This window comes from Streptomyces sp. NPDC014006 (assembly GCF_043088925.1).
Lineage (GTDB): Bacteria > Actinomycetota > Actinomycetes > Streptomycetales > Streptomycetaceae > Streptomyces.
On sequence record NZ_JBICAJ010000011.1, the window covers coordinates 83,106 to 95,758 of the forward strand.

General features: G+C 72.9%; 11 protein-coding genes. All 11 read left to right on the forward strand.

Features of this window, described 5'->3' with window-relative positions; translation table 11 throughout:
- Positions 1-2 precede the first annotated feature (2 nt).
- The 11 genes from ACF1GV_RS31730 (at position 3) to ACF1GV_RS31780 (ending at position 12,639) form a co-directional block, all read left to right on the forward strand.
- The gene (locus ACF1GV_RS31730; protein WP_391687529.1) at positions 3-1,469 is read left to right on the forward strand and encodes a SulP family inorganic anion transporter; all 1,467 of its coding nucleotides are present in this window, start codon (positions 3-5) and stop codon (positions 1,467-1,469) included.
- A 104-nt stretch (positions 1,470-1,573) separates the two neighbouring features.
- On the forward strand, positions 1,574-2,482 hold the full coding sequence (locus tag ACF1GV_RS31735; protein WP_391687532.1) for a slipin family protein: 909 nt from the start codon (positions 1,574-1,576) through the stop codon (positions 2,480-2,482).
- A 128-nt stretch (positions 2,483-2,610) separates the two neighbouring features.
- Entirely contained in the window at positions 2,611-3,978 is a 1,368-nt protein-coding gene (locus ACF1GV_RS31740; protein ID WP_391687535.1) for a PhoX family protein, read from the forward strand.
- 50 nt (positions 3,979-4,028) lie between these two features.
- Positions 4,029-5,549 (forward strand): FAD-dependent oxidoreductase, encoded by a 1,521-nt coding sequence (locus tag ACF1GV_RS31745; protein WP_391687538.1) that lies wholly within the window; start codon positions 4,029-4,031, stop codon positions 5,547-5,549.
- 238 nt (positions 5,550-5,787) lie between these two features.
- Positions 5,788-6,657 carry a polysaccharide deacetylase family protein gene (locus ACF1GV_RS31750; RefSeq protein ID WP_391687541.1) on the forward strand — a complete coding sequence of 290 codons (870 nt, stop codon included), beginning with the start codon at positions 5,788-5,790 and terminating at the stop codon, positions 6,655-6,657.
- A gap of 30 nt (positions 6,658-6,687) precedes the next feature.
- On the forward strand, positions 6,688-6,879 hold the full coding sequence (locus tag ACF1GV_RS31755; RefSeq protein WP_391687544.1) for a hypothetical protein: 192 nt from the start codon (positions 6,688-6,690) through the stop codon (positions 6,877-6,879).
- Positions 6,880-6,924: 45 nt separating this feature from the next.
- Positions 6,925-7,641 (forward strand): aminoacyl-tRNA hydrolase, encoded by a 717-nt coding sequence (locus ACF1GV_RS31760; RefSeq protein ID WP_391687547.1) that lies wholly within the window; start codon positions 6,925-6,927, stop codon positions 7,639-7,641.
- A gap of 178 nt (positions 7,642-7,819) precedes the next feature.
- Entirely contained in the window at positions 7,820-9,142 is a 1,323-nt protein-coding gene (locus ACF1GV_RS31765) for a DUF692 domain-containing protein (protein ID WP_391687550.1), read from the forward strand.
- 135 nt (positions 9,143-9,277) lie between these two features.
- Positions 9,278-9,988: a DUF4142 domain-containing protein gene (locus ACF1GV_RS31770; RefSeq protein WP_391687553.1), complete on the forward strand. Its 711-nt coding sequence runs from the start codon at positions 9,278-9,280 to the stop codon at positions 9,986-9,988.
- Positions 9,989-10,081: 93 nt separating this feature from the next.
- Positions 10,082-10,870 carry a TIGR04222 domain-containing membrane protein gene (locus tag ACF1GV_RS31775; protein WP_391687556.1) on the forward strand — a complete coding sequence of 263 codons (789 nt, stop codon included), beginning with the start codon at positions 10,082-10,084 and terminating at the stop codon, positions 10,868-10,870.
- A gap of 107 nt (positions 10,871-10,977) precedes the next feature.
- Positions 10,978-12,639: an alpha/beta hydrolase gene (locus ACF1GV_RS31780; RefSeq protein ID WP_391687559.1), complete on the forward strand. Its 1,662-nt coding sequence runs from the start codon at positions 10,978-10,980 to the stop codon at positions 12,637-12,639.
- The last annotated feature ends 14 nt before the right edge of the window (positions 12,640-12,653 follow it).

Sequence of the window (12,653 nt, forward strand, 5' to 3'; positions counted from 1 at the left end):
GCATGCGCGCGTTTCCTCATCTGCGGCAGGACTTCCTCGCCTCCATAGTCGTCTTCCTGGTCGCGGTGCCCCTGTGCGTGGGCGTGGCGGTCGCGTCGGGCGTCCCGGCCGAACTCGGCCTCGTCACCGGCATCGTGGGCGGTCTGGTCACCGGGCTCCTGCCCGGCAGCAGCCTTCAGGTGTCGGGGCCGGCCGCCGGTCTGACGGTGATCGTCTTCGAGGCCGTCAGCGAGTTCGGTGTGGGCACCCTCGGGGTGATCGTGCTGATCTCCGGTCTGTTGCAGCTCGCCATGGGCTTTTGCGGGATCGGCCGCTGGTTCCGGGCGATATCCGTCTCGGTCGTCGAGGGCATGCTCTGCGGCATCGGCCTGGTGATCATCGCCGGGCAGATCTACGCGGCCGCGGGGCTCACGGCCCCGAAGACCGGCATCGACAAGATTGCGGGCGTGCCCGGGGCGTTCGCCGACGCGATCGGCAGCACGGAGGCCCTCGCCTCGCTCGCGATCGGCGCCGGCACCATCGCCGTCATCGTGGTGTGGAAGAGGCTGCCGAAGGCGGTGCGGGCCGTGCCGGGCGCGCTCGCCGCGGTCGTCCTGGCGACGGTCGCCGCCCTCGCTCTCGATCTGCCGGTCGCCACGGTGCAGGTCGAGGGTCTGCTCGGGGTCGTCCAGCTGCCGGGTGCCGATGCCTTCGGCGATCTGGCGCAGCCGGCCATCTGGGGCACCGTCGTCGCGTTCACACTGATCGCCTCGGCCGAGAGCCTGTTCAGCGCGGCGGCGGTGGACCGGCTGCACGACGGTCCGCGCACTCAGTACGACAAGGAGATGATCGCCCAGGGCGCAGGCAACACGGTGTGCGGTCTGCTGGGCGCGCTGCCGATGACGGCCGTGATCGTGCGCAGCTCCGCCAACGTCCAGGCGGGCGCGAAGACGAAGGCGTCGCGGGTACTGCACGGCGTGTGGCTGCTGCTGTTCGCCGCCGCGCTGCCCGCCACGCTGGCGCTGATACCGATTCCCGCGCTGGCCGGCATCCTCGTCCACGCGGGCTGGAAGCTGATCCCGTTCCGCCAGATCGCCGACCTGTGGCGCGACCACCGGGGTGAGGCGCTGATCCTCGTGGTCACGGCCGTGGCGATCGTCGCGGTGAACATGTTCGAGGGCGTGCTGATCGGCCTGGCCCTGTCCGTGGTCAAGACCGCCTGGGAGGCCTCGCACATCCGGCTGGAGGTCGTCGACAAGGGCGCCGGCCCCGTCCAGGCGCATCTGTCGGGCAACGCGACGTTCCTGCGGCTGCCGAAGATCCTCGACAGCCTGGAGGCTCTTCCGCAGGACCGGCCCGTCGAGCTGGACCTGTCCGGGCTGCACCACCTGGACCACGCCTGCCGTACGGCGCTGCAGTCGTGGGCCGAGCGGCACAGCGCGGTCGGCACGGAACCGGTGAAGCTGGTGAGGGTGACGACGGCGGCGTAGCACATGCCGGTGTCCGGCCTCCTGCTCCGGGCGTGGCCCGGGACCGGAGGCCGGGCATATCGTTACAGGAGCAGACAAACGGACCTCTCGGTGAGGAGGTCGTCATGCTCCAGGAGCTGCTGGGAGCGATCGTGGGGGCCGGAGTGGTGGGCGTGGTGTACCTGACCGCGGCGGCCCGCGTCGTCAAACAGTACGAGCGCGGAGTGGTCCTCCGGCTCGGCAGGCTGCGCGGTGGCGTGCGACCCCCGGGACTGACCCTGATCCTCCCCGGGGTCGACCGGATGCGGAAGGTCAACATGCAGATCGTGACCATGCCGGTGCCGGGTCAGGAGGGCATCACCCGGGACAACGTCACGGTGCGGGTGGACGCCGTCGTGTACTTCAAGGTCGTGGACCCCACCGCGGCGGTCATCAACGTGGAGGACTACCGGTTCGCGGTCTCCCAGATGGCACAGACCTCGCTGCGGTCGATCATCGGCAAGAGCGAGCTGGACGACCTGCTCTCCGACCGCGAGAAGCTGAACCAGGGCCTGGAGCTGATGATCGACAGCCCGGCCGTCGGCTGGGGCGTGCAGATCGACCGCGTCGAGATCAAGGACGTCTCGCTGCCCGACACGATGAAGCGGTCCATGGCCCGCCAGGCCGAGGCCGACCGTGAGCGGCGGGCGCGGATCATCAACGCCGACGCCGAGCTCCAGGCCTCGAAGAAGCTGGCCCAGGCCGCCCAGGCCATGGAGGACACCCCCTCCGCGCTCCAGCTCCGGCTGCTGCAGACGGTGATGGCGGTGGCGGCGGAGAAGAACTCCACGCTGGTGCTGCCCATCCCGGTGGAGCTGCTGCGCTTCCTGGAGAGGGGCGCCGAGCGGACCGAGCAGACGCCGAAGAGCCACGTCAACGATCAGGCCCCGAAGGGCCTGGCCGGCGAACAGGCCCCCAAGGGCCTCACCGACGAGCAGGTGCCGAAGGGCCTCGCCGACGAGCAGGTGCCGAACGGGCACGTCATCGAGCCGTGACGCGGCGGTGATACGCGCGGTGACACGTGCTACACGCGTGGTTCCCGCGCACGGCGGCAGATGATAGACACAGCGGGGTCAGTAGTTCCTGTGCATTTCCTGTCCGCCAGCAGGAAGGTTGCTGCCGCATGTCTGCAACTCGACGTCAGGTTCTGGCCCGTGCGAGTGGCCTGGGAGCGGGCATCGCCTTCACCGGGGCCTTGTCCGAGCTCTTCGCGGGCACCGCCGCCGCGCAGACCCTGGGCCACGCCGGCTACGGCCCGCTCGTCCCCGACCCGAACGGACTGCTCGACCTGCCGAAAGGTTTCCGCTACACCGTGCTCTCCCGTGAGGGCGACCCGCTGCGCTCCGGTGAGGGCCCGGTCCCCTCCCACCATGACGGCATGGCCGCGTTCGCCGGCCGAGGGGGCCGTACCCACCTCGTGCGCAACCACGAGAACCGCGTCACCGCGGCCGTCCCGGTACCCACGATCGACGGCCTCACCTACGACCCGGCGGCCAAGGGCGGCTGTACGGCCCTGACACTGGACTCCCGCAATCGGGTCCTGTCCGAGCGTGTCGCCATCGCCGGCACGGCCGTGAACTGCGCCGGTGGGCGCACCCCCTGGGGCACCTGGCTGACCTGCGAGGAGACCGAGGACAAGGCCGGCACCAACGGCTACGCCAAGGACCACGGCTTCATCTTCGAGGTCCACCCGAGCGACCCGCACCGCACCGGCGCCGTCCCGCTGACCGCGATGGGCCGCTTCCAGCACGAGGCGATCGCGATCGACCCGGGCAGCGGCGTCGTCTACGAGACGGAGGACGCCTTCCTCAGGCCGTTCGGCCTCTTCTACCGCTTCCTGCCGGACAAGCCGCTGGGCGGCGTCGGTTCGCTGCGCGCGGGCGGCCGGCTCCAGGCGATGCGCGTGCCCGGCGTACCGGATCTGTCCACGATCCAGGAGACCGGCGCGCACTTCGACGGCGTGGAGTGGGTGGACGTACCCGACCCGCTGGCCGTGACCGCCCCGACCCGGCTGCAGGACTACGGCCCCGGGGGCATCACGCACGCGCAGAAGCTGGAGGGCTGTTACTGGGGCGGCTCGTGCGTCTACTTCGTGTCGTCCTTCGCCCGCAGCGCGGACGGCTCGGGCGCCGACCACTACGGCCAGATCTGGCGCTACGACCCGAAGCGGCACCGCCTGACGCTGGTGATCGTCTTCGGCCCCGGCACCGATGTGCAACTGCCCGGCGAGTCCCCGGACAACATCTGCCTGGCGCCCAGCGGCGGGCTGATGGTGTGCGAGGACGGCAACGGCGCGCAGCACGTCTTCGGGGTGACCCGCGGGGGCGAGGTGTATCCGATGGCCCGCGGCCGGCAGAACATCGGAACACCCGAGGCACCGGAGTGGGGCGAGTTCGCCGGGGTCACCTTCTCCCCCGACGGCGACACGATGTACGTCAACTGCTACACGCCGGGCACGACGTTCGCGGTGGCCGGCCCCTGGCGCCGATAGCGGGACGGTCCGCAGCCGTGATCATGCCGGGACGGGGTACCCGCTCCGGCATGACGCGGAAAGAGCAGGTCAGCGGCTCGTACTGGCTGCAGACGGAGCCCGGCGGCAGTCCTCGGCCCACCCTGACGGAGGACCTGACGGTCGACGTTGCCGTGATCGGCGCCGGGATGGCCGGGCTGAGCACGGCGTGGGAGCTGACCCGCGCCGGGCTCTCCGTGGCCGTACTGGAGGCCGACCGGGTCGCGGCCGGGGTGACCGGCCACACCACCGCCAAGGTCACCGCCCTGCACACCCTGATCTACGACAAGCTGCGGCGCACCCGCGGTGGCGAGGCCGCGCGGCTGTACGCCCGCTCGCAGTCCGAGGCGATCGAGCGGGCCGCCGGGATCGTGGCCGAACTGGGCATCGACTGCGACTGGGAGGAGCGCAGCGCCTACACCTACGTGAGCGACGGCGACCGCCTCGAGGAGGTGCGCGCGGAGGCGCGGGCGGCGAAGGAGGCGGGGCTGCCGGCGTCGTTCGTGACGGAGACCAGGCTGCCGTTCCCGGTCGCGGGCGCGGTGAAGGTGACCGGGCAGGCGCAGTTCCATCCGCGCAAGTACTTGCTGGCCTTGGCCGAGGACCTGGAGGCGCGCGGCGGGCGCATCCACGAGTACACGCGCGTGACCGGGCTGACCGAGGGCCAGCCGTGCCGGCTGACGACCGACGCGGGGGTCACGGTGACCGCGCGGGACGTGGTCGTCGCCACGCACTACCCGGTGTTCGACCGGGCTCTGCTGTTCACGCGGCTCTCCCCGCGCCGCGAGCTGGTCGTGGCCGGGACGATCCCCGCCGACCGCGACCCGGACGGCATGTACATCACGCCGGACGAGAACACGAGGTCGGTGCGGACCGCGCCCTACGGCGACGGACAGCGGTTCCTGGTGGTCACCGGGCAGCACTTCACGCCCGGCACCGGCGACACTCCGGCGCTCTTCGAGGAGCTGACGGACTGGGCGTCCACGCACTTCCCCGGCGTGTACCTCACCCATCGCTGGGCCACGCAGGACAACGACCCCACGGACACCGTGCCGATGGTCGGCCTGCTGCACCCCGGCGCCCGGCACACCTATGTGGCGACCGGCTTCGGCGGCTGGGGGCTGAGCGGCGGGATGATGGCCGGGCGGCTGCTCACAGCGCTGATCCGGGGCGAGAAGTGCGCGTGGAGCGAGCTGTACGACCCGCGCCGGCTGGGCACGGCGGTGCGTGAGGCGCCGACGTTCCTGAAGACGCAGGCCAAGGTGGCCCGGCACTTCGTCGTCGACCGGCTGCGTCCGGCGAAGTCCCTGGAGGACGTCGCGCCCGGCGAGGGCGCGGTGGTCCGGGCCGGCGGAGACCGGGTCGCGGCCTACCGCGACGAGGACGGCGAGCTGCATGCCCTGTCCGCCCGCTGCACCCACCTGGGCTGTCTGGTGAACTTCAACGCCGCCGAGCGTTCCTGGGACTGCCCCTGCCACGGGTCGCGCTTCGGCATCGACGGCGAGATCCTTCAGGGGCCGGCGCTGCGGCCGCTGAAACGGCACAAGCGGTGAGTTCGTCCGGCGCCTGAGGAGGCGGGTGGTTCTGAGCGTCGGCGGCTGCGGGTCCGTCGTGGCTGGGCGCGCAGTTCCCCGCGCCCCTTGAGGTGGGCCGACTTGGCCCGCGTGGTTCCCCTGCCATCAGGTCGGTCGGCCCGCCCCGGGTCGTGCTGGTGGCGCCGGGTGGGTGACGTGCCGTCGCGTCGGTGGGCGGTCGGCGGGATCGGCACCGGATCGGTCATATCTTCATACTGTGATCGTTCCCCTTCGCCGTCTCACCGCGCTGTGCGCCCTTTGCGCCGCCCTCGCCGCCTGCGGAACCGCACGGACCCCCGCGCCGCACACGGCACCGCAGACCGCCCGGCCGGCGCCGAGCGCGGCGTCGCCGTCGGTGGCGGTGTCCCGGCCGCCGACGCTCGCCCCCGGCCCGGCCGGGCTGACGCCCGTCTTCAAGAACGGCCCGCGCACCGGGCACGGCAAGGTCGTCGCACTGACCTTCGACGCCGACATGACCGCCGACCAGGGACCGCGCGCGGCAGCGGGCGAGCACTTCGACAACCCGGGGCTGATCAGGGCACTGCGCACCCTGAAGGTCCCGGCGACGGTGTTCATGACGGGCCGGTGGGCGCAGCAGTACCCGGCGCAGGCACGGGCCATCGACAAGGACCCGCTGTTCGAGATCGCCAACCACTCCTACAGCCACTATGCCTTCACCGGCGACTGCTACGGCCTGCCCACGGTCGACCCCGGCCGGATGCGCGAGGACGTCGAGCGCGCCTACACCGCCTTCCGCGCGGCCGGGGTGAAGGACGCGCGGCCGTACTTCCGCTTCCCCGGCGGCTGCTACGACCGCGACGCGCTGAAGGCGCTGAGCGGCACCGGCGTGACGGCCGTGCAGTGGGACGTGGTCAGCGGCGACGCGTTCGCGACGGACGCGGACGCGGTCGCCCGTCAGGTGCTGGACGGAGTGAAACCGGGGTCCGTGGTCGTCATGCACTGCACCCGCAGCGCCGCCCCGACCACCGAGCGCGTGGTGCGGACCGTGGTGCCGGAGCTGCGCAAACGCGGTTACACCTTCGTCAGGGTGTCCGAGCTGATCGGCGAGGCGAGCGGCCGGCCCTGACACCCCGCACGCCCTCGTACGCTGGAAGACATGAGCGACGACGACTCACCCGTGGACTACTGCCTGATCGACGCGACCCGCCCGCCGAAGGCCGACGGCCCGCCGTACGCGGAGTGCGTGCTGTGCCGCGAGCCCACCGAGTATCCGGAGTCGTACAAGGGCGTCACGCTGTGCCCTGTCTGCGAGTGGCAGGAGGCGCAGCGCACCGCCTGCTCGGGGTGAGACGCGCGGGCGGGCGCGCCGGAGCTGCTTGGCAGACTGGACGGCGTGAACAGTGAACCCACGCCCCTGCAGGACAGCCCCTACCGCTCCGAACCCGGTGACCGCGACCTCGCCCCGCAGTACGTGCTGCCGATGGTCGTGCGGCTGGAGAAGGCCGCGCCGCCCGCCCGTACCGACGCCCTCGAGACGGCGGCCCGCGCGGTGCTGGTGATGCTGAGCGACGAGCGTTCGCTCGGGGACGGCGAGTGGGCGCAGGTGATGCGGGACTGGCAGGACGCGCGCATCCGCAAGGTGGTGCGCCGGGCGCGCGGCGCGGAGTGGCGGCGCGCGGAGTCGCTGCCCGGCATCACGGTCACCGGGAAGTCGGCCGAGGTGCGGGTGTTCCCGCCGGTGCCGCTGGACGGCTGGCCCAAGGATCTGGCCAAGTTGCAGGTGTCCGGCACCGAGCTGGACGACCCGGAGCCACCCGCCGAGCCGGACCTGTCCGGACCGGTGCTGTGGATGAGCCCCGACGTGGAGATGTCGGCCGGCAAGGCGATGGCGCAGGCCGGGCACGGCGCCCAGCTGGCCTGGTGGGAGCTGTCGGACGAGGAGCGGGCCGCCTGGCGGGACGCCGGTTTCCCACTGGCCGTGCGCACCGCGGACCCCGCGCGCTGGCGTGAACTGACCCGCGCCGGCCTGCCGTTGGTGCGCGACGCGGGGTTCACCGAGATCGCGCCCGGCAGTTGCACGGTGGTCGCGGACCATCCGGCGCTGCGCTGACTCACCCGGCTGTGAGCTGATCACCCGACGGTGAATCGACACCCGGCGGTGACCTGATCATCCGCTTCGAAGCTCAAATGTTGCTCTGAACCCCGGCCCCGCGCGGTTCGCCGCCCGTCGCCGGGGCCATACCCCCGTCACATCGTCCGCCCGCGGTGAGCGACGAGGAGGGGGACCCATGGAGCGACTGGGCACGGGCATCGGCTGGCGGCCCGAGATCGCCGAGGCCGTCGAGCGCATGCCGGGCATCGACTGGGTGGAGGCCGTGGCGGAGAACGTCTGCCCCGGTCACCTGCCTGACTCGCTGCGCCGGTTGCGCGAGCGCGGCGTCACCGTGGTGCCGCACGGCGTCTCGCTGGGCCTCGGCGGCGCCGACCGCCCCGACCCCCACCGGCTCACCGCGCTCGCCGAACGGGCCGAGGCACTGGGATCGCCGCTGGTCACCGAGCACATCGCGTTCGTGCGGGCGGGCGGCGAGCTGACCGCCTCGCCCCGGCTGGAGGCCGGTCACCTGCTGCCGGTGCCGCGCACCCGGGACGCCCTGGACGTGCTGTGCGAGAACGTGCGCATCGCCCAGGACGCCCTGCCGGTCCCGCTCGCCGTGGAGAACATCGCCGCGCTGATCGGCTGGCCCGGCGAGGAGCTGACGGAGGGGCAGTTCCTGTACGAGCTGGCCGACCGCACCGGCGTGCGGCTGCTGATCGACGTGGCGAACCTGCACACCAACCACGTCAACCGGGGCGAGGACCCGGCCAAGGCGCTGGCCGACCTGCCCGTGGAGGCCCTGGCCTACGTCCATGTCGCGGGCGGCGTCGAGCGGGACGGCGTATGGCACGACAGCCACGCTCACCCGGTGCCGGGACCGGTCCTCGACATCCTCACCGACCTGGCCGCCCGCACCAGTCCGCCGGGCGTCCTGCTGGAACGGGACGACAACTTCCCCGAACCGTCCGAGCTGGAGCGGGAGCTCGCCTCGATACGCGGGGCGGTGGAGCGGGGCCGGGCGTCGGCGACCGCGGCGGAGGTCTCCCCCGCCGGGCACCAGCCGCAGCCGGCGCAACTGCCGGACCTGCCGTCCATCGCCGACGCCACGCGGGCGCGGCTCGCCGTCGCGCAGACCGCGCTGCTGTCCGCGCTGGTCGCGGGCACGCCCGTGCCGGAGGGTTTCGACCGGGCACGGCTGACCGTGCAGGCGCGGGCGCTGGCCGGGAAGCGGGCAGACGTGGTGGCCAAGGTCGCCCCGGAGCTGCCTGGCATCCTGGGCGCCGCCTACCGCCCGGCGTTCCTGGCCTACGCGCAGCACCACCCGATGAGCGGCGGGTACCGCCTGGACGCGCTGGAGTTCGCCGGGGCGCTGCTGCGCACCGGCGCGGTGGCGGACGACCGGGCGCGGCGCGAGCTGCACGAGTGGTGGCGGGACCGGTCCGGGCCCCGGCCGCGTGCCCACCATCCGGCGGCCCGGCTGGCCCGCGCCACCCGGCGGGTACTGCTGCGCCGGTGACGCCGGGCCGGTGGGCTGGGGGACGCGGGATGCGGGACGCGGTACGACCATCCGCTTTTCGTGGCGCAGTACTATGCCTCTTCCCGCACCCGGGAGAAGCCCCCGGCCGTGCGGTGCCGTAAGCAGGAGAGCACCATGCGACCGCGACCCCCCGTCCAGGGCCGAGGCATTGTCAGTGGCACCGGTCTGATCATCGCCGGCCTCACCGCCACTCTCCTGGCGCTGATCATCCCGATCTGGTCCTACGCCGACCGCCCCACGGACGACGGCACCGGCACCACCGTGGACACCCTGAGCACGGGCGCAGGCACAGGCACAGGCACAGGCACTGAGGACATGCTGACGCAGTACGGCGTGCTGTCCGCGCTCGACCGGGACTTCGTCTTCAAGGTCCGGCTGGCCGGCCTGTGGGAGCTGCCCGCCGGCCGGCTCGCGCAAGAGCGGGGCACCACCGACGCCGTACGCACCGCGGGGCGGCATCTGGTCGAGGGACACACCTTCCTCGACGAGCGGGTGCGCGGCGTCGCCGCCCGGCTCGGGCTGCCCCTGCCGGACAAGCCGAACGAGCAGCAGCAGGCCTGGCTGCGGCAGTTGCGCGCGGCGCGAGGCACCGCGTTCGACCGGGCGTTCGCGAACATTCTGCGTCTGGCGCACGGCAAGGTGCTCACCCTGGTCGCCCAGGTCCGCGCCGGCACGCGCAACGCGCTCGTGCGCGACCTCGCCGACGACGCCGAGACGACCGTGCTGGACCACATCCGGGTCCTGGAGGCCACCGGCTACGTCGACTTCGACGCGCTGGCCCGCGACCTTTCGGCGTCCGCTTCCCCGGCGGCGCCCGCACGGTAGCCGGGGAAACGGAACGTCACATACCCACAACTCTGTGTCCGTATGGTGAACAGCCCATGGCGGACCGCGGAGCCCGTGGCATAGAAACGCGGCATGTTCTGGGTCCTCTTGCTGCTGCTCGCCTGGATCGTCACCGCCCTGGCGTGCACCCGTCTGTGCCTGGCCGCCGTCCGCGCGGCCGCCGACGAGGCGCAGGAGGCGACCGGGGTACCCGGACACGATCTGACGCTGTACGAGGCCGCGTTCCTCTCCGGCGGCCCCGAGCGGGTCGCCGAACTCACCCTTGTGTCGATGGCCCGCCAGCGCCGGCTGCTGCTCGCGCACACCGGGTGGGCGACGGTCGTCGATCCGCGCGGGCGGGACGAGATGGAGCGGTCGGTGATAGGGGCCATAGGGCCCGAGGGCCAGTCGAGGATCGCGCCGGTACGGGCCGCCGCGTCCGCCGCCGGCGCGGTGCGCCACCTGGCCGACCGGCTCGTGCGGGCGGGTCTGGCCGTACCGGACGGGGCGCGCACGACGGTCGCGGCAGGAGTGCGCCGGGTGCGGCTGGCCGCGCTGGCCGTCACGGCCCTGGGTGCGATCGCGCTGCTGACGCCGGGGCCGACGGGCGTGCCGCGCGCCCTGGTCGCGATGTGGTTCGGGCTGCCCCTCGCCCTGGCCCTCGGCTGCCTGCTCCTGGCCCGGGTCGAGGCGCACCCCTACTCCCGCTGGGCCTCACCGGCGGGACAACGGCTGCTGAGCGCCCTGGCCCGGAAGACCGACGCCGGGGACGACCTGAGATACCTGATCCGCGTCGCCGTACGCGGCGTCCGCGCCGTCGGCGAACCGGACCTGCGCGCCGCGTTCGCCCACCGCGACCGGACCGGCTCGCACGCCCTCTAGGGGGCGCACTGGGGGCATTGGCGCCGACACCCGCGGGCGGTGCTTGCCTTCACCGCTCCGCGGACGAACATCCCTTGTGTTGCAGACGCGCACGAAAGGGATACGCCATGAGAGCCGCCGCCCTCTGCTCGGCCGCCGGGTCGCTCCTGCTGACCGCCCTGGCCGCCGCCCCGGCCGGCAGCGCGCCGGGCGTGCCCCCGGCCGTGCCGCCCGGCCCCACTGGAACCACCGCCCGGGCCGCCGACACGCGGGGCGCGGTGGCCGCGCAGGCGGAACGCGCCGCCGAGATGCGCGGAGTGAGGGTGGCGGCTGCCCGGGCCGCCGCGCGCGGCATCGACTTCGGCGCCTGCTCCGACGCGTCCGACATGCCGGGGAGCATGCAGTGCGGCACCGTGACGGTCCCCCTCGACTACGCCCACCCCGAGGGCCTGCAGATCAAACTCGCCGTCAGCCGCGTGCAGGCCACCCACCGCGACCCGCGAAACAGCAAGCGGCGCGTGCCCCGCCAGGGCTCCCTGGTCTACAACCCGGGCGGCCCCGGCGGCGACGGGCTGTACTTCCCGCTGGTCGGCCTCACCCCGCAGTGGAAGCGCATCGGCGCCGCCTACGACCTGATCGGCTACTCCCCCCGGGGGGTGGGCCGCTCCGCGCCCCTGTCCTGCCAGGACCCGGGGCACTTCCTCAAGGCTCCGTCGCAGGCGCCGACGTACCCCTCCGCCGCGTACAAGCAGCAGCGGATCACGCAGGCGAAGGCCTACGCGCGCGGGTGCGCGCAGCGGGCCGGAAACGCGCTGGCGCACTACACCTCCCTGAACAACGCCCGCGACCTCGACGTCATCCGCGCCGCGCTGGGCGAGGACCGGCTGACGTTCCTGGGCGCCTCGTACGGCACCTACTTCGGCGCGCTGTACGCGACGCTGTTCCCCTCGCACGTACTGCGGATGGTGTTCGACTCGGCGGTGGATCCCGACCCGGCGAAGATCTGGTACCGCAACAACCTCGCCCAGTCGGCGGCGTTCGAGGGCCGCTGGGCGGACCTGAGGGAATGGATCGCCCGGCACGACGACGTCTACAAGCTGGGCGACACGCCCGAGAAGGTGCTCGCGAGCTACGAACGGGCGCTGGCCCGGCTGGCCGTGAAACCGGCCGGCGGCAAGGTCGGCCCGGCGCAGCTGCAGGACGCGTTCCTGCAGGCCGGGTACTTCGACGACTACTGGCCGCAGCGGGCGCACGCGCTGTCGGCGTATCTGAGGGGTGACGCCAAGCCGCTGATCGAGCAGGCGGCGCCGATCGGTCAGGCGGCGGCCGAGGCGGAGAACGCGAGCGCCGTCTACACGGCCGTGGAGTGCAACGACGCGCCTTGGCCGACGGACTTCCGTGTCTGGGACCGGGACAACACGCGGCTGGCGCGGGTGGCGCCGTTCGAGACGTGGGACAACGTGTGGGCGAACCTGCCCTGTGCGTACTGGCTCGCGCCGCGTCAGAGGGTGGTCGATGTGCGGACCGGACCCGGTGAGCTGCCGCCCGTTCTGATTCTGGCCGCTGAGCGGGATGCGGCGGCGCCTTATGAGGGGGCGCTGGAGTTGCAGCGGCGGTTGTCCGGGGCGGTGCTGGTGACGGAGCGGGACGCGGGGACGCACGGGGTTGCGGGTGGGCCCAACCGGTGCGTCAACGGGTATCTGGAGGCGTATCTGCTCGAGGGGCGGCTTCCGGCGCGGCGTGCGTCGTGCGCGCCGCATGCGGAGCCGGAACCCACGGTGGCTCGTTGACGCCGGGTGCGGGT

Bases quoted from the DNA above. Each gene is read 5' to 3' on its own strand.
- ACF1GV_RS31740 (WP_391687535.1), top strand. From the start codon at position 2,611: ATGTCTGCAACTCGACGTCAGGTTCTGGCCCGTGCGAGTGGCCTGGGA.
- ACF1GV_RS31735 (WP_391687532.1), top strand. From the start codon at position 1,574: ATGCTCCAGGAGCTGCTGGGAGCGATCGTGGGGGCCGGAGTGGTGGGC.
- ACF1GV_RS31730 (WP_391687529.1), top strand. From the start codon at position 3: ATGCGCGCGTTTCCTCATCTGCGGCAGGACTTCCTCGCCTCCATAGTC.
- ACF1GV_RS31775 (WP_391687556.1), top strand. From the start codon at position 10,082: ATGTTCTGGGTCCTCTTGCTGCTGCTCGCCTGGATCGTCACCGCCCTG.
- ACF1GV_RS31745 (WP_391687538.1), top strand. From the start codon at position 4,029: ATGACGCGGAAAGAGCAGGTCAGCGGCTCGTACTGGCTGCAGACGGAG.
- ACF1GV_RS31765 (WP_391687550.1), top strand. From the start codon at position 7,820: ATGGAGCGACTGGGCACGGGCATCGGCTGGCGGCCCGAGATCGCCGAG.
- ACF1GV_RS31755 (WP_391687544.1), top strand. From the start codon at position 6,688: ATGAGCGACGACGACTCACCCGTGGACTACTGCCTGATCGACGCGACC.
- ACF1GV_RS31770 (WP_391687553.1), top strand. From the start codon at position 9,278: ATGCGACCGCGACCCCCCGTCCAGGGCCGAGGCATTGTCAGTGGCACC.
- ACF1GV_RS31780 (WP_391687559.1), top strand. From the start codon at position 10,978: ATGAGAGCCGCCGCCCTCTGCTCGGCCGCCGGGTCGCTCCTGCTGACC.